The 14,367-nt window shown below is 72.3% G+C and carries 13 protein-coding genes; 9 read left to right on the top strand and 4 right to left on the bottom strand.

What is annotated here, in order from left to right; all coding sequences use genetic code 11:
- Positions 1-487 precede the first annotated feature (487 nt).
- Positions 488-973, bottom strand: a complete 486-nt coding sequence (locus CP967_RS19610) for a DUF1269 domain-containing protein (protein ID WP_150489210.1) — start codon at positions 971-973, stop codon at positions 488-490.
- Positions 974-1,431: 458 nt separating this feature from the next.
- On the opposite strand from CP967_RS19610, the gene CP967_RS19605 reads away from it, so the two are divergent.
- Together CP967_RS19605 and CP967_RS19600 are read left to right on the top strand one after the other, a co-directional pair.
- Positions 1,432-2,661 carry a cation:proton antiporter gene (locus CP967_RS19605; protein ID WP_150489209.1) on the top strand — a complete coding sequence of 410 codons (1,230 nt, stop codon included), beginning with the start codon at positions 1,432-1,434 and terminating at the stop codon, positions 2,659-2,661.
- 102 nt (positions 2,662-2,763) lie between these two features.
- Complete coding sequence (locus tag CP967_RS19600; protein WP_150489208.1) at positions 2,764-3,504, top strand: esterase/lipase family protein; 741 nt, start codon at positions 2,764-2,766, stop codon at positions 3,502-3,504.
- Between the two features lie 58 nt (positions 3,505-3,562).
- Here CP967_RS19600 and CP967_RS19595 read toward each other — a convergent pair whose 3' ends face one another.
- A complete protein-coding gene (locus CP967_RS19595; protein ID WP_150489207.1) occupies positions 3,563-4,135 on the bottom strand; it encodes a TIGR03086 family metal-binding protein in 573 nt (190 codons plus the stop codon).
- A gap of 123 nt (positions 4,136-4,258) precedes the next feature.
- Here CP967_RS19595 and CP967_RS19590 point away from each other — a divergent pair, with 123 nt between their 5' ends.
- From CP967_RS19590 to CP967_RS19575, 4 genes are all read left to right on the top strand, one after another.
- Positions 4,259-5,071, top strand: coding sequence for a helix-turn-helix domain-containing protein (locus tag CP967_RS19590; protein WP_150489206.1), 813 nt, complete (start codon positions 4,259-4,261; stop codon positions 5,069-5,071).
- Positions 5,072-5,151: 80 nt separating this feature from the next.
- Positions 5,152-5,889 carry a Mut7-C RNAse domain-containing protein gene (locus CP967_RS19585; protein ID WP_150489205.1) on the top strand — a complete coding sequence of 246 codons (738 nt, stop codon included), beginning with the start codon at positions 5,152-5,154 and terminating at the stop codon, positions 5,887-5,889.
- Between the two features lie 46 nt (positions 5,890-5,935).
- Complete coding sequence (locus CP967_RS19580; protein WP_150489204.1) at positions 5,936-6,271, top strand: YnfA family protein; 336 nt, start codon at positions 5,936-5,938, stop codon at positions 6,269-6,271.
- Positions 6,272-6,343: 72 nt separating this feature from the next.
- Complete coding sequence (locus CP967_RS19575; RefSeq protein ID WP_150489203.1) at positions 6,344-7,102, top strand: SDR family NAD(P)-dependent oxidoreductase; 759 nt, start codon at positions 6,344-6,346, stop codon at positions 7,100-7,102.
- 142 nt (positions 7,103-7,244) lie between these two features.
- Here CP967_RS19575 and CP967_RS19570 read toward each other — a convergent pair whose 3' ends face one another.
- On the bottom strand, positions 7,245-8,438 hold the full coding sequence (locus tag CP967_RS19570) for an RtcB family protein (RefSeq protein ID WP_150489202.1): 1,194 nt from the start codon (positions 8,436-8,438) through the stop codon (positions 7,245-7,247).
- 173 nt (positions 8,439-8,611) lie between these two features.
- Here CP967_RS19570 and CP967_RS19565 point away from each other — a divergent pair, with 173 nt between their 5' ends.
- From CP967_RS19565 to CP967_RS34725, 3 genes are all read left to right on the top strand, one after another.
- Positions 8,612-9,406: a DUF3558 domain-containing protein gene (locus CP967_RS19565; RefSeq protein ID WP_150489201.1), complete on the top strand. Its 795-nt coding sequence runs from the start codon at positions 8,612-8,614 to the stop codon at positions 9,404-9,406.
- A gap of 205 nt (positions 9,407-9,611) precedes the next feature.
- Entirely contained in the window at positions 9,612-10,427 is an 816-nt protein-coding gene (locus tag CP967_RS19560; protein ID WP_150489200.1) for a DUF3558 domain-containing protein, read from the top strand.
- Positions 10,428-10,608: 181 nt separating this feature from the next.
- Positions 10,609-12,474 (top strand): DUF2637 domain-containing protein, encoded by a 1,866-nt coding sequence (locus CP967_RS34725; protein WP_229888397.1) that lies wholly within the window; start codon positions 10,609-10,611, stop codon positions 12,472-12,474.
- Positions 12,475-12,560: 86 nt separating this feature from the next.
- Here the strand turns inward: CP967_RS34725 and lysS are convergent, their stop codons facing one another.
- Complete coding sequence (gene lysS / locus CP967_RS19550) at positions 12,561-14,315, bottom strand: lysine--tRNA ligase (protein ID WP_150489199.1); 1,755 nt, start codon at positions 14,313-14,315, stop codon at positions 12,561-12,563.
- Positions 14,316-14,367 lie beyond the last annotated feature (52 nt).

Raw genomic sequence — 14,367 nt, 5'->3', positions numbered from 1 at the left:
AAGCAGAACATCAGTCACCACAGGCGCCGATCTCGCACTGACCCGTTCCAAGCAAGAGAGGTCGGTAAAAAGTGAGCATCCAGGGCACATGAGCCTGGGAAACGGCGTTGATCCGTGAGCACTACCGAGAGGAGTTTTCCCAGGTCAACGCACACTCTCAGAAGAACTCCCAGGTCAGTGCCCTCCCGCACCCAATCGCTGCACGAGTGGCAGGACTTCTCCCACCGGCTGCACGATGCGGGGCATCAGGCGTACTGCCTGGTCTGGCCCTGAGCCCGGGGTCCCGGGATTCACCGCCCTCGGCGGCCGCCCGGCACGGACGGCAGCGGCACGGACGGTCGGCCCACGGACGGCAACGGCACGGACGGCAACGGCACGGGCGGTCGGCGCACGGGCGCGGCTCCCGGGCGCACGCCTGTCCGGGAGCCGCGACGGGGCACGGGACCGGTGGCCCCGGCCCCTCTCGCAGAAGACCTCCGGTCCCGGCTCAGTCCGCGAAGACCTCGCGCAGCCTGGCCTCCTGGGCGGAGTCCAGGTTCGACTGGAGCAGCTGGGCGTGACCGCTGGGGAACGCCTCCCGCACGCGTTCGACCACGGCGTCCTGGGAGAGCAGGAACAGCGCCGACGTCCCGGGCGTGACCTGCGTCTTGACCGAGTCGATGAAGTCGTCGTCGATGCCGATGTCGGCCATCCTGCCGCCCAGCGCCCCGGCCGCGGCTCCGATCGCGGCACCGAGCAGGGGCATGAAGAAGATCAGGCCGAAGAGCATCCCCCAGAAGGTGCCCGAGAGCGCGCCCGCGCCGGTCAGGTCGTGGAGCTGCTTGGTCCTCGGCTTCTTCTCCCCTTCGGGCCAGGTGGCGACCGCCGCGTCCAGGACCTTGATCAGTTCCTGTTTCTGCAGCTGGAGCAGGGTGTCCTCGGCGTCCGACGCCCCCTCGGGCGTGTCGAACTTCCAGACGGTCAGGGTGGCCATGGGAACCTCCGGAACAGGTCGGGCCGGTACGGGAACCGCCAGTAAACGTCGGCTCGACCGCCTGCGCATTCCAGGACACTCCCGACCTTCCCGGCGGACGTACGTCCAGGGGCCGCCGTGGAACGCCGTGCCGCGGCGCCGTCGCGCGCGCCCCGCTCTCACCAGCGGCGGAAACCGGCGGCAGGGTCCGGCGGCGGAAACCGGCGGCGGGATCCGGCGGCGTTCCTCCCGACGGCGTACGCCTGGTCGTCCCGGCCGCCCGCACGGGTGAGAGTGGCGGTGGCCGTGTGCGCCGTCGGGCCACCGGTCTTCGCATACCGCCGGCGAGGGAGACGCCCATGTCCAGCACCACACGGTCCGGGCCCGCGGAGCCGGCCGTACTCCTGGGGCGTGTTCCGAAAGCCCCGGGCCCCGGCTTCGCGACCGTCACCCCCTGACACGGCGACCGGCGGTCCACGATGGCCTCTCCCGGCACCCTCGTCCTGATCCTGGCGGCAGCCGCACTGGCGCCGCTCCTCGTCCATGCCACCGGGAGCCGGGTCCGCGTACCGCTGGTCGTCTTCGAGATCGTGCTCGGCGTCCTCATCGGCCCGCAGGTCCTCGGCTGGGCGGATCCCGACGAGGTCATCGACACGCTCGCCGATCTCGGGCTGTCCATGCTGATCTTCCTGGCCGGTTACGAGATCGAGTTCGCCGCCGTCCGCGGCGACACCCTGCGCCGTTCGCTGTGGGCCTGGCCGCTCTCACTCGCCCTCGGTATCGGACTGGGTTTCCTGATCAGCGGCGGTGCGGTGTTCGAGGCGTTCGTCGTCGGGACCGCGCTGACCAGTACGGCGCTCGGCACGATCCTGCCGATGCTGCGGGACAGCGGTGAGCTGCGGGGCCGCTTCGGCACGGTGGTCTCGGCGTTCGGCGCGGTCGGGGAGTTCGGCCCCGTCGTCGCCATGGCGCTGCTGCTCAGCGGGCGCCGGCCGGCCGAGTCGGCGGCTCTGCTGGCCGCGTTCGGGGCGGTCACCGTCCTGGCCGTCTTCTGGGCGCTCCGGCCGCGTCCGGCCTGGTTCGGCCGGATCACCGAACGGACCCTGCACAGCAGCGGCCAGTTCGCGGTCCGGTTCGTCATGCTGCTGCTGGCCTGCATGCTGGGGCTGGCCGAGGTCTTCGGCCTGGACGTGCTGCTGGGAGCCTTCGCCGCCGGTGTCCTCACCCGCCTGGTACTCCACCGGGCCGCCCCGGCGAGCAGTGCGGAGGTGCTGGGAAGGGTGGAGGCCATGGGGTTCGGTTTCCTCGTACCGCTGTTCTACGTCGTCACCGGCATCGAGTTCGATCTGGACGCGTTGCTGCACGATCCGGTCGCCCTGCTGCTGCTGCCGGTCTTCCTGCTGCTCTTCGTGCTGGTGCGCGGCGGGCCGGTGTACCTGCTCGCCCCGCGGGACCTGGGCCGGGGCGACCGGGCCGCCCTCGCGCTGTTCGCCTCGACGTGTCTGCCGCTGGTCGTCGCGATCACGGCCATCGGGGTGGACCAGGAACTGCTGGGCACCGACCGGGCCGCCTCGCTCGTCGGCGCCGCGATGATCTCCGTGCTCGTGCTCCCGCTGGCCGCGACGCGGCTGCGGACGGCGCTCGGCGGTCCGGGCCGCAGGAAGCCGGGGCCCGGTCCGGACGCGGCGGAGGGGACGGAGGCGTGGTGAGGCGGTGGCCGGGGCGCCGCCGGTGATTTCACCGATGGCGCCCGTGCGGTGTCCCACGACCCTGGTCGGGTCAGGCACCCGCCTCCTCGTCAGGAGAGTCCCATGCGTCGTCGTTCACCGCGCCGGCTTCTCGGCGCCCTCGCCTCCGCCGCGATCGCTTTCACCCTGTTCTCCCCGGCGTCGGCGGCCGGGGCGGCCGAGGTCCCGGCCGCTTCCTCCGTCTCCTCCTCCGCCTCGGCCGCCGCGCCGCTGTCCACCGGCACACCGGTCGTCTTCGTCCACGGCTACACGGGGAGCGCGTCCAACTGGGTCACCGCCATGAGCGTCTTCCGGCTCAACGGCTGGTCCGGTTCGAACCTCTTCGCCTACGAGTACGACTCGTACGGCGACAACGTCGGCAACGCGCGGGGACTCGCCTCCTTCGTCGACAACGTGAAGTCTCGGACCGGTGCGAGCAAGGTGGCGATCGTCAACCACTCGATGGGCGGCCTGGTCAGCCAGTACTACCTGAAGGTGCTGGGCGGCCACTCCAGCGTCAGCCACCTCGCCTCGATCGCGGGCGCGAACCACGGGACCACCTTCGCCGGCGCCTGCCTGATCTACACGACCTGCCAGCAGATGTACCCGGGCTCCTCCTTCATCGCGCAGATCACCTCGGGTGACGAGACGCCGGGCAGCACCAGGTACGCCAGCTGGTACTCGGCGTGCGACGGCATCATCCTGCCGTACACCAGCACCCGGCTGAGCGGTGCGACGAACAACCCGGTGCTCTGCCAGACCCACATCGGGTTCCTCGCGGACACGCTCGTGCTCGGCGAGATCGCCCGCTTCGTCGCCTCCTGACCAGGGCGGTGGGCACTCCGCCGGACGGCCGGGCCGCCGTCCGGCGGAGTGCCCGTCCTCATGCCCCCGCCGGGCTCCATCCCGGGTCGCGGCCGGTCAGGGCGAGCACCCGGTCGAAGGCCGGGGCGCCGGCGGGCAGGGGGAAGGGCTCGCCGAACACGTTCATCGAGCGGGCCTGCGGGGCCATTCCGGCCAGGCCCGGCTCCAGCACCTCCACCAGGGCGGGGCCGGCGTCGAAGGAACGGCCGGTCGCCCGCGCCAGGTCCCAGCCGTGTACGACCAGGTCCCCCAGCACCATGAGGCCCACCGTCCGGGCGGGCAGGTTCATCCTCCCGGCCACGCCGTCCTCCGCGCCGGAGGCGTCCCACGCCGCCACCAGCGACGCCGTCTCCTTCTCGAAGCGGCCGCGCCAGTCGCCCGTGACGACGTCCGGTGTGGTGCTGAAGTCGGCCTCCTCGCGGGCCGCCAGCGCCCGGAAGTTGGTGACGACGAGGAAGAGGTGGTTCAGCAGGGCGCGTACGTCGTACTCGGCGCACGGTGTGGGGGCGTCCAGACGGGCGTCGTCGATGCCCCGCACGACGGGGCAGGTCAGCGCCGCGGCGGTCTCCAGGAGTTCACTGATCTTCTTCATACGGCCGACGATGCCCCCGGGGAGGCCCGGCCGTCTTGAAGAAACGCGACAGCCCCCGCACGGCCCGCGGAGCAGCCCCCGAAGACCCCGCGGCCCCGGCGGAACAGCCCTTAGGATCCGTCCATGGCCGGATCCCGACGTGACACACGGGGCATCGTCGACGCACCCGCTCTGTTCAGCCGGGTGCGTTTCCGCCGCCGTGACCCGGCCCCCGCCCTGCGACCCTTCGTGGAGCACTACTGGCTGATCGACTGGGACCTCACCGAGCCCTACACCTCGCGGGTCGTGCCGCACCCGTCCGTCCATCTGGTCTTCCAGCGGGACGAGGAGCCCGGCGGCCCCGGGCCCGCCGACCGCGCCGAGGTCCACGGCATCGTGCGGGGGCTGTTCACCCGGCGCCTGACGGGCCGGGGGAGGGTGTGCGGGGTGAAGTTCCGGCCCGGGGGTTTCTGGCCGTTCGCGCCGGAGCGGCCGGTGTCGGAGTGGACCGGGCGGTATGTCCCGGCGGCAGGGCTGCTGCCCGCCCCACCGTCCGGGGAGGTGCTGGGCCCGCCCGGCGAGGACGCCCGCGTCGCCGCGCTCGACGCGTATCTGCTGCCTCTGGTGCCCGCCTTCGACCCGCGTACGGCCCAGGTGACGGCGCTCGCCGAGCTCGTCCGCACGGACCGCGCCCTGCTCCGGGTGGACACGCTCGCGCGGACCGCCGGGATGTCGGCGCGCTCGCTCCAGCGGCTCTTCGCCACCCGTGTCGGGGTCGGGCCCAAGTGGGTCATCCTCCGCCACCGCATCCACGAGGCGCTGGAACGCGCGGCGGCCGGCCCGGAAGCCGACTGGGCCGGGCTGGCCGCCGACCTCGGCTACAGCGACCAGGCCCACCTGGTCCGCGACTTCACGGCGACGGTGGGCGTCCCGCCGGCCGCGTTCGCCCGGGACTGACATCCCGCCGCAGACCGGCCCCCTCGCCCCGCAGACCGGCTCCCTCGCCCCGCAAGCCCGCCCGATGGCATTCTGTGCGGGTGAACGGACCTGAGATCGTCTTCGAAGTGGCGCCGGAACTACGGCTCTTCGTCCCGCACGAGCGCCGCCGGGGGCGCACCGGGGTCGTCACCGACGGCGTCTCGACGCTGGGCCACGTCGTGGAGTCCCTGGGCGTCCCCCTCACCGAGGCGGGTTCGCTCCTGGTGGACGGCAGGCCCGTGCCCGCCTCGTACGTCCCCGGGGCGGGCGAACACGTCGAGGTACGCGCCGTGGAACGTCCGCAGCGCGTCCCCGGGGCGCCCCTGCGCTTCCTGCTGGATGTCCATCTGGGCACGCTGGCCCGCCGGTTGCGGCTGCTGGGCGTGGACGCCGCGTACGAGAGCGAGGACATCGGCGACCCGGCGCTGGCGGCGCTCTCCGCGCGGGAGCGGCGGGTCCTGCTCTCCCGGGACCGGGGTCTGCTCAGGCGCCGGGAGATCTGGGCGGGCGCCTATGTCTACAGCGACCGCCCCGCGGAGCAGCTGCGGGACGTGCTGGGCCGTTTCACCCCCGTACTCGTGCCGTGGAGCCGCTGCACGGCGTGCAACGGCACGCTCGTCGAGGCCGACAAGGAATCGGTGAGTGAGCGGCTGGAGCGGGGCACGCAGACGTCGTACGACGTGTTCGCACAGTGCACAGCCTGTGGACGGGTGTACTGGCGGGGCGCCCACCACGCGCACCTGGAAGCGGTCGTGGCGGACGCGGTACGCGAGTTCGGCGGGGCCCCGGGCGTCTGACCCGGGCCCGTGCCCCTCCGCAGGCCCCGCATGACACGCTGTGCCCATGCTCGTCGCCCGCTCCGCCGTCCTGTTCCTCGTCGCCGCGCTCTTCGAGATCGGCGGTGCCTGGCTCGTCTGGCAGGGGGTGCGGGAGCACCGCGGCTGGATCTGGATCGGGGCCGGTGTCGTCGCGCTCGGCGCCTACGGCTTCGTCGCCACGCTCCAGCCGGACGGTGACTTCGGCCGCATCCTCGCGGCGTACGGCGGGGTGTTCGTCGCGGGTTCGATCGTCTGGGGCATGGTCGCCGACGGGTACCGGCCGGACCGCTGGGACGTGGCCGGGGCGCTGGTCTGCCTGGCCGGCATGGCGCTGATCATGTACGCCCCGCGCAACCACTGACCGCGCTCTCCGGGCTCCCGGGGGCTTGCCTATTCTTGGCCGCGTACCGATCAGCTGTCCGAGGAGTTCGCCATGGCCGCCACCCCCATCGCCGTCGTCACCGGTGCGAGCAGCGGCATCGGTGCCGCGACCGCCCGGCAGCTGGCGGGCGCCGGATACCGCGTCGTGCTGACGGCCCGCCGCAAGGACCGCATCGAGGCGCTCGCCGCCGAGCTGACCGAGGCCGGCCACCAGGCCACCGCCTACGCCCTGGACGTCACCGACCGGGCGGCGGTCGACGAGTTCGCCACCGCGTTCCGCTCGCTGGCCGTGCTCGTCAACAACGCGGGCGGCGCGCTGGGGGCCGACCCGGTGGCGACGGGAGACCCCGACGACTGGCGCCGGATGTACGAAACCAATGTCATCGGCACCCTCCATGTCACCCAGGCGCTGCTTCCCGCGCTCACCGCGAGCGGCGACGGCACAGTGGTGGTCGTCTCGTCCACCGCGGGGCACGGGACGTACGAGGGCGGGGCCGGTTACGTCGCCGCCAAGCACGGGGAGCACGTGCTGGCCGAGACCCTGCGCCTGGAGATCGTCGGTACCCCGGTGCGGGTGATCGAGGTCGCGCCGGGCATGGTCAGGACCGAGGAATTCGCCACCACCCGCTTCCGGGGCGACACGGAGAAGGCCGCCAAGGTCTACGCGGGGGTGGACGCCCCGCTCACCGCCGACGACGTGGCCGACACGATCACCTGGGCGGTCACCCGCCCCAGCCACGTCAACATCGACCTGCTGGTGGTCCGGCCGCGCACCCAGGCGTCCAACACGAAGATCCACCGGACGCTCTGACCTTTTCGTCCCGATTTCCGGCACTGTCCGGACCGGAACGGACCGGGATGGACCGGGGTGGACCGGGGTGGACCGGGGTGGTCCGGGAGGGACCGGGGCGGAGCAGAACGGAACGGCGGCCGGGGAGTGCCCGGCCGCCGGTTCAGCCCTTCACGCAGACGACCTGCTTGAGCTTGGCGACGACCTCGACCAGGTCCCGCTGCCGGTCGATGACCTGCTCGATCGGCTTGTAGGCGGCCGGGATCTCGTCCACCACGCCGGAGTCCTTACGGCACTCCACGCCCCGCGTCTGGTCCTCCAGGTCCCGGGTGGAGAACCTCCGCTTCGCGGCGTTCCGGCTCATCCTGCGGCCGGCCCCGTGGGACGCCGAGTTGAAGGACTGGGCGTTGCCCAGGCCCTTCACGATGTACGAGCCCGTGCCCATCGACCCCGGGATGATCCCGAAGTCCCCCGAGCCGGCCCGGATCGCGCCCTTACGGGTGACCAGCAGGTCCATGCCGTCGTACCGCTCCTCCGCCACGTAGTTGTGGTGGCAGGAGATGACCGGTTCGAAGGCGACCTTCGCCTTCCTGAACTCCTTGCGGACCACGTCCTGGAAGAGGCCCATCATGATCGCGCGGTTGTACCTGGCGTACTCCTGCGCCCAGAACAGGTCGTTGCGGTACGCCGCCATCTGCGGGGTGTCCGCGATGAAGACCGCCAGGTCGCGGTCGACCAGGTCCTGGTTGTGCGGCAGCTTCTGAGCCTGCCCGATGTGGAAGTCGGCGAGCTCCTTGCCGATGTTCCGGGACCCGGAGTGCAGCATCAGCCAGACCGAACCCGACTCGTCGAGGCAGAACTCGATGAAGTGGTTCCCCGATCCGAGCGTCCCCATCTGCTTGACCGCCCGGCCCTGGCGGAACTTGACCGCGTCGGCCACCCCGTCGAAGCGCGACCAGAAGTCGTCCCAGCCCGCGGTGGGGAACCCGTGCAGCCTTCCGGGGTCCACTGCGTCGTCGTGCATCCCGCGGCCCACCGGGATCGCCTGCTCGATCTTCGAGCGGAGCCGGGACAGGTCCCCCGGCAGGTCCTCGGCGGTCAGCGAGGTCTTCACCGCGGACATCCCGCAGCCGATGTCCACGCCCACCGCGGCCGGACAGACCGCGCCGTGCATCGCGATGACGGACCCGACGGTCGCGCCCTTGCCGTAGTGGACGTCGGGCATCACGGCGAGGCCCTTGATCCACGGCAGCGTGGCCACGTTCCGCAGCTGCTGCATCGCCCCGTCCTCGACGGACGCGGGGTCCGCCCACATCCGGATCGGGACCTTCGCCCCGGGCACCTCTACATACGACATAGCTCCTCGTTTCCCCCGGAAAAGTCTGAAAGCGCAATACCGGTGCCAAGGTCGGCATAAAGGTCGGCCGACCGGCATTCACAGCGGCGCGTGCGATACACATTGTGTCCATCGGCCGCACGTGAGCGGCAACCTGTTTTCCGTACCGAAGGGAGCCTGGGACCGTGCGACCCATGGCGTACGTACCCGGTGTCGCGCTGCTGGCAGCGCTCGTCGCCGGCTGCAGCGCCGGATCCGGCTCCGGCGGGACCGGCGCCGACAGCAAGCCGGGCAGCCCCACCGTGACGGCCGCGGCACCCGGCAAGTACCGGACGCTTCCGGCCTCCTGCCGCGCGGTACCGCGCGCCACCCTCGATGACCTCCTGCCGGGCATCGCCGAACTGCCGGAGGACCAGCAGGAGAACGCCTACGAGGGCACGCCCGCCGTGACCTACGACACCGACCGCAAGGTCGGCTGCCGCTGGAAGTCCGACGCACCGGACAGGGCCCGGAGCCTGTCGCTCGACTTCGAGCGCGTGGTGTCGTACGACCCGTCGGTCAGCGATGACGACCGTGCCCGCGAGGTGTACGGGAAGAAGGAGGAGGCCGCCGGTCTGGCGTCCGCGTCCGCCTCCGGGCAGCCCTCCGCGCCGGCGGACACCGGCTCCCCTTCCTCGTCCCCCTCCGGGTCTTCTTCGGAGGAGAGCGGGGAGAGCGGGGACACCGGCGGCGCGCAGGACGGCGAGGACCTGCGGCCGAGGCTGCTCGGCGGTATCGGGGACGCCGCGTTCCTGGACGACCGGCCGGCCCGGGCGGGATCCGCCACGCGGCACCGCACCGTGAGCGTGGTGTTCCGCACATCGAACGTCGTCGTGACCATCCGGTACGCCGAGCAGCCCTCGGCCGTCACCGAGGTCCCCGACAGCAGGGAACTGCAGCAGAAGGCGCAGGCCCTGGCCCGGAAACTGTCCGAGACGCTCAGCGACTGACCCGGGCCGAAACCGCCCCTCCCGGGGGTGTGCGCCGCGTTCCCGGGGCCCGGCGGCGAGGCGGCATCCCGACGCCGTCCGTCGTACGGTGGCCCTCCGGAGCACCGGGCGGGCCCCGGAACGCCCCGCCCGGCCGCACCGCACCCCGCGACCGTCCGACCGCCCCGCACGACCGAGACCACCGTGCCGTCCGAGTGAAGGAACCATGCACCGATCAGCCCCGCGACTGTCCCGCATACTCGCCTGCGCCGCCGTCCCGGTGATGCTCGTCGCCGCCGGATGCTCGTCGGACTCCGACGACAAGAAAGCCTCGGACTCCTCCGCCTCCGCGAGTGCCTCGCCGACGGAGCCGGCCGTCGAGCCCGCGAAGTTCGCCTCGCTGCCGGACGCCTGCACCTCGATCGGCAAGAAGACGATCAAGTCGCTGGTCCCGAAGACCAAGAACAAGGGCGGCACCGCCGGCAAGTCCAGTGACACCGTGACCCGCGGCAGCTGCTCGTGGAACGGTCTCGACGACAACGGCATCAAGGGCTCGCAGTACCGCTGGCTCGACGTCGGCTTCACCCGCTTCGACTCCGACCAGGCCCTGGGCAGCGGCGCCGACCGCGCGACGGCCGAGTACACCAAGCAGATCGGCAAGGTGCAGGCCACCGAGGACGCCCAGAAGGTGAAGTCGGCGCCCGCCGCGGGGATCGGCGAGGAGGCCACCGTCGTCACCTACGGCCTGGAGAAGACGAAGGAGGACTTCGAGTACGCCACGGTCGTGGCCCGTACGGGCAACGTCGTCGTCACCCTCACCTACAACGGCGCCGGTTACGCGGGTGCCAAGACCCCGTCCGCCTCCGACATCCTCAAGGGCGCCCAGAAGGCGGCCGCGGAGGCCGTCGCCGCGGTGGGCGCGGATGCGGCGGACACCGGGGACTCCGGTACGGCCTCGAAGGCGCCGTCCGACGAACCGGCCGACGGATCCGGCGAGAAGTCCACCGGGAAGGCCGACGACAAGGCTGACGACAAGTCGTGACCTCGAGGGCTCCGGGCCCCCGGCAGCCCTGTTCGAACGTGCTTCCCGAAGCCCGGTCCGCCCCCGCGGACCGGGCTTCGGCCCCTCCCCGGACAATGTCCCTCGTACACATGTGCCAGGCTGTGCCCGCGCCGGTTGCCGAAATGGGGCCGGTACGTCGAAGTTCGGGAGGGAACCGCGCGTGGCCGCCATGCAGCTCACACGCACGCACCGCGTACTCATCGGGGTCGTCGTCGCCGGTGCCGTGCTCATCGCCGCGATCGGTTTCGCGGGCTCGTACGCGGCCGTGCGCGAACTCGCCGAGGAGAAGGGGTTCGGCCAGTTCTCACTGGTCTTCCCGATCGGCATCGACGCGGGCATCTGCGTCCTGCTGGCGCTGGACCTGCTCCTGACGTGGATGCGCATCCCGTTCCCGATGCTGCGGCAGACCGCCTGGCTGCTGACGGCGGCCACCATCGCCTTCAACGGCGCCGCCGCGTGGCCCGACCCGCTGGGCACCGGGATGCACGCGGTGATCCCCGTGCTGTTCGTCGTCGCCGTCGAGGCGGCCCGCCACGCCGTGGGCCGCATCGCGGACATCACCGCCGACAAGCACATGGAGGGCGTCCGCATCACCCGCTGGCTGCTCTCCCCGGTGCCCACCTTCAAGCTGTGGCGCCGGATGAAGCTGTGGGAGCTGCGCAGCTACGAGCAGGTGATCAAGCTCGAACAGGAGCGGCTGATCTACCAGGCCCGCCTCCAGGCGCGTTTCGGGCGCAACTGGCGCCGCAAGGCCCCCATCGAGTCGATGATGCCGCTGCGTCTGGCGCGGTACGGCGTCCCGCTCTCGGAGACCGCCCCGGCGGGCCTCGCCGCCGCGGGCATCGAACCGGCCCTGCTCCCGCCCGCCCCGGCGGACGGCGTGCGGGAGGCGACGGTGGCGGCGGGTGCCGCCGGGGGGCCGCAGGCCCTGGAGGCCGGAGGGAAGCCCCAACTGCCGTACGCCCCGCAGCAGACGGCGACGCCGGAACAGCCGCAGACGGTGGAACAGCCGCAGGCGGTGGAACAGCCGCAGGCGGTGGCGCCGGAGCAGCACCAGGCGGAGCAGCACCAGACGGCAGAACAGCAGCAGGCCCCTGAACAGCCGCAGGTGGTGGCTCCGGAGCAGCACTCCCTGCACCAACTGCCGCTCCCCCAGCAGGTACAGCCGTCCCCGCAGCAGCAGCTCCAGCAGCATCCTCAGCAGGGTCACCCCCAACAGGCCCAGCAGCAGGCCCGGCAGGGCGCGCTCGACGTGGAGGGCAGCCCCTGGTTCGCGCCGCCCCTCGCCCCGGACGCCCCGTACGAGGGCATGTACGACCCGGCGTACCCCGGGCACCCGGACCGTGCGCCGGTCCAGGTGCCCACCGGGGCCGACGGGCGGACCCGGCCGCTCGGCAACGTGGGCACCCTCGGCGGCGCCCCGCTCCACCGCTCCCCGGAACAGCCGCAGGAGGGGGCGGCCCAGGAGGAGCTGGCGCGGGCCCAGGCACAGGCGCAGGCCCAGCAGGCGTACGAACAGGCCCGGGCGCAGGCGCAGCAGCCGTACGAACAGGCCCCCGCCCCGCAGCGGGAGCAGCACTCCGGCCGGCAGCAGCCGCAGCGCCCCGACCACCAGCGGCCCCCGGAGCACCCGCAGGCCCAGGCCCCGCACCCGGAGCCCCAGGCCCAGCAGGCCCAGCAAGCCCTCCAGGCCCAGCAGGCCCAGCCGCAGGCGCCGGGGATCCGGGTCCCGGTGGACGAGCAGGGCGGGCAGGACGAGCAGGACGGGCCCGTGCAGCCGTACCGCGAGGACGGCAAGGAGGCCGAGTGGGCGGCGGCCGAGGCCGAGTTCGGTGAGAAGGCCTACGAGGTGTTCGTCTCCTACACCCAGGAGCACCAGGACTACCCGAGCGTCGCGGTGCTCGACATCGTCCTCGCCGACGGCCACGACGTCCGGCACCCCCGCAGCGGCGCCCTGCTCCGGCGGCTGCTGCCGGGCTTCAAGCAGCGCTTCGACACCGAGATGTCCGCCGACCACATCGCCTGAGCGGCGGCGGGACGCACAGCGCACCGCGCACATACGACCGGGCGGGCCGCGAAACGGCCCGCCCGGTCGTATGTGCGCCGGAGCCCTTACGCCCCGAGCAGCGTGCGGACCCGGTCCGCGCCCACCGCGAGCAGCAGGGTGGGCAGCCGGGGGCCGGTGTCCCGGCTGACCAGCAGCCGGTAGAGCAGGGCGAAGAAGGACCGCTGGGCCGCCTTCAGCTCCGGTGTCGGCTTGGCGTCCGGCTCCAGGCCCTCCAGCACCTTCGGCACGCCGTAGACGAGGGTGGTCAGCCCGTCCAGCGACCAGTGCGAGTCGAGGCCGTCCAGCAGGAGACGCAGCGACTCGCGGCCCTTCTCGTCCAGGGAGCCGAGCAGCTCCTTGTCCGGCTCCTGGCGGACGATGGTGCGGGCGTCCGCCGGGACCTGGGTGGTGATCCAGTTCTCGGCGCGGTCCAGCCGGGGCCGGGCCTCGTCGAGCGAGGCCAGCGGGTTCTCCGGGTCCAGCTCGCTGAGGATGCGCAGCGTCTGGTCCTCGGCTCCGGCGGTGATGTCGGCGACCGAGGCCAGCGTGCGGTACGGCAGCGGGCGCGGCGTGGCGGGCAGCTCCCCGGCGGCCGTGCCGACGGCCCGGGAGTAGGCGGCGGCGTCGGCGGGGAGCACCGTGCCGTCGGCGACCTTGCGGGCCAGCGAGTCCCACTCGTCGTAGAGCCGCTGGATCTCCTGGTCGAAGGCGATCTTGAAGGACTGGTTGGGCTTGCGGCGCGCATACAGCCAGCGCAGCAGGGGCGCCTCCATGATCTTCAGGGCGTCGGCCGGGGTCGGCACACCGCCCTTGCTGGAGGACATCTTCGCCATGCCGGAGATCCCGACGAAGGCGTACATCGGGCCGATCGGCTGGACGCCGTCGAAGACCTCGCGGACGATCTGGCCGCCGACGACGAAGGAGGAGCCCGGCGAGGAGTGGTCCACCCCGCTGGGCTCGAAGATCACGCCCTCGTAGGCCCAGCGCATCGGCCAGTCGACCTTCCAGACCAGCTTGCCGCGGTTGAACTCGCTCAGACGGACCGTCTCGGCGAAGCCGCAGGCCGAGCAGGTGTAGTTCAGCTCGGTCGTGTCGTCGTCGTAGGAGGTGACGACGGTGAGGTCCTTCTCGCAGTTGCCGCAGTAGGGCTTGTACGGGAAGTAGCCGGCCGAGCCGGAGCCGCCGTCGTCCTCGCTCGCCGCGCCGGAGCCCTCGGCGGCCTCCAGCTCGGCCTCGTCGGCCTTCTTCTGCTGGGGCTTCTTCCCGCCGCCCTTGGCCCCGGCCGCACCGTCCTTCTTGGTGCGGTAGCGGTCCAGGACGGCGTCGATGGCGGCGCGGTGCCTCATCGCGTGCAGGATCTGCTCGCGGTAGGTGCCCGCGGTGTACTGCTCGGTCTGGCTGATGCCGTCGTACTCCACGCCCAGCTCGTCCAGTGCCGCCGTCATGGCGGCCTTGAAGTGCTCGGCCCAGTTCGGGTACGCGGAGCCGGCCGGGGCGGGCACCGAGGTCAGCGGCTTGCCGATGTGCTCGGCCCAGGACCCGTCCACGCCCTCGACGCCGTTCGGCACCTTGCGGTAGCGGTCGTAGTCGTCCCAGGAGATGAGGTGGCGCACGGTGTGGCCACGGCGGCGGATCTCGTCGGCCACCAGGTGCGGGGTCATGACCTCGCGGAGGTTGCCCAGGTGGATCGGGCCCGACGGGGAGAGGCCGGAGGCGACGACGACCGGTTTGCCAGGCGCACGTCGCTCCGATTCGGCGATGACATCGTCCGCGAAGCGGGAGACCCAGTCGGTCTCGGTGCTGCTCTGACTCGAAGCCACGGTCGGCCGTCCTTCTCTCTTGTGCGGGGCTTGTACGGGGGCCCGCCGGTCA

The sequence above is a fragment of the Streptomyces nitrosporeus genome, from assembly GCF_008704555.1.
Classification (GTDB): domain Bacteria; phylum Actinomycetota; class Actinomycetes; order Streptomycetales; family Streptomycetaceae; genus Streptomyces; species Streptomyces nitrosporeus.
Note: the sequence above shows the minus strand (reverse complement) of the source record. Positions and strands in the feature narration are given on the sequence as shown.

Excerpts from the sequence above, each read along its gene's own strand:
- CP967_RS19570 (WP_150489202.1), bottom strand. The coding sequence starts at position 8,438 with ATGTCGTATGTAGAGGTGCCCGGGGCGAAGGTCCCGATCCGGATGTGG.
- CP967_RS19600 (WP_150489208.1), top strand. The coding sequence starts at position 2,764 with ATGCGTCGTCGTTCACCGCGCCGGCTTCTCGGCGCCCTCGCCTCCGCC.
- CP967_RS19575 (WP_150489203.1), top strand. The coding sequence starts at position 6,344 with ATGGCCGCCACCCCCATCGCCGTCGTCACCGGTGCGAGCAGCGGCATC.
- CP967_RS19565 (WP_150489201.1), top strand. The coding sequence starts at position 8,612 with ATGGCGTACGTACCCGGTGTCGCGCTGCTGGCAGCGCTCGTCGCCGGC.
- CP967_RS19580 (WP_150489204.1), top strand. The coding sequence starts at position 5,936 with ATGCTCGTCGCCCGCTCCGCCGTCCTGTTCCTCGTCGCCGCGCTCTTC.
- CP967_RS19590 (WP_150489206.1), top strand. The coding sequence starts at position 4,259 with ATGGCCGGATCCCGACGTGACACACGGGGCATCGTCGACGCACCCGCT.
- CP967_RS19560 (WP_150489200.1), top strand. The coding sequence starts at position 9,612 with ATGCACCGATCAGCCCCGCGACTGTCCCGCATACTCGCCTGCGCCGCC.
- CP967_RS19610 (WP_150489210.1), bottom strand. The coding sequence starts at position 973 with ATGGCCACCCTGACCGTCTGGAAGTTCGACACGCCCGAGGGGGCGTCG.
- CP967_RS19605 (WP_150489209.1), top strand. The coding sequence starts at position 1,432 with ATGGCCTCTCCCGGCACCCTCGTCCTGATCCTGGCGGCAGCCGCACTG.
- CP967_RS19595 (WP_150489207.1), bottom strand. The coding sequence starts at position 4,135 with ATGAAGAAGATCAGTGAACTCCTGGAGACCGCCGCGGCGCTGACCTGC.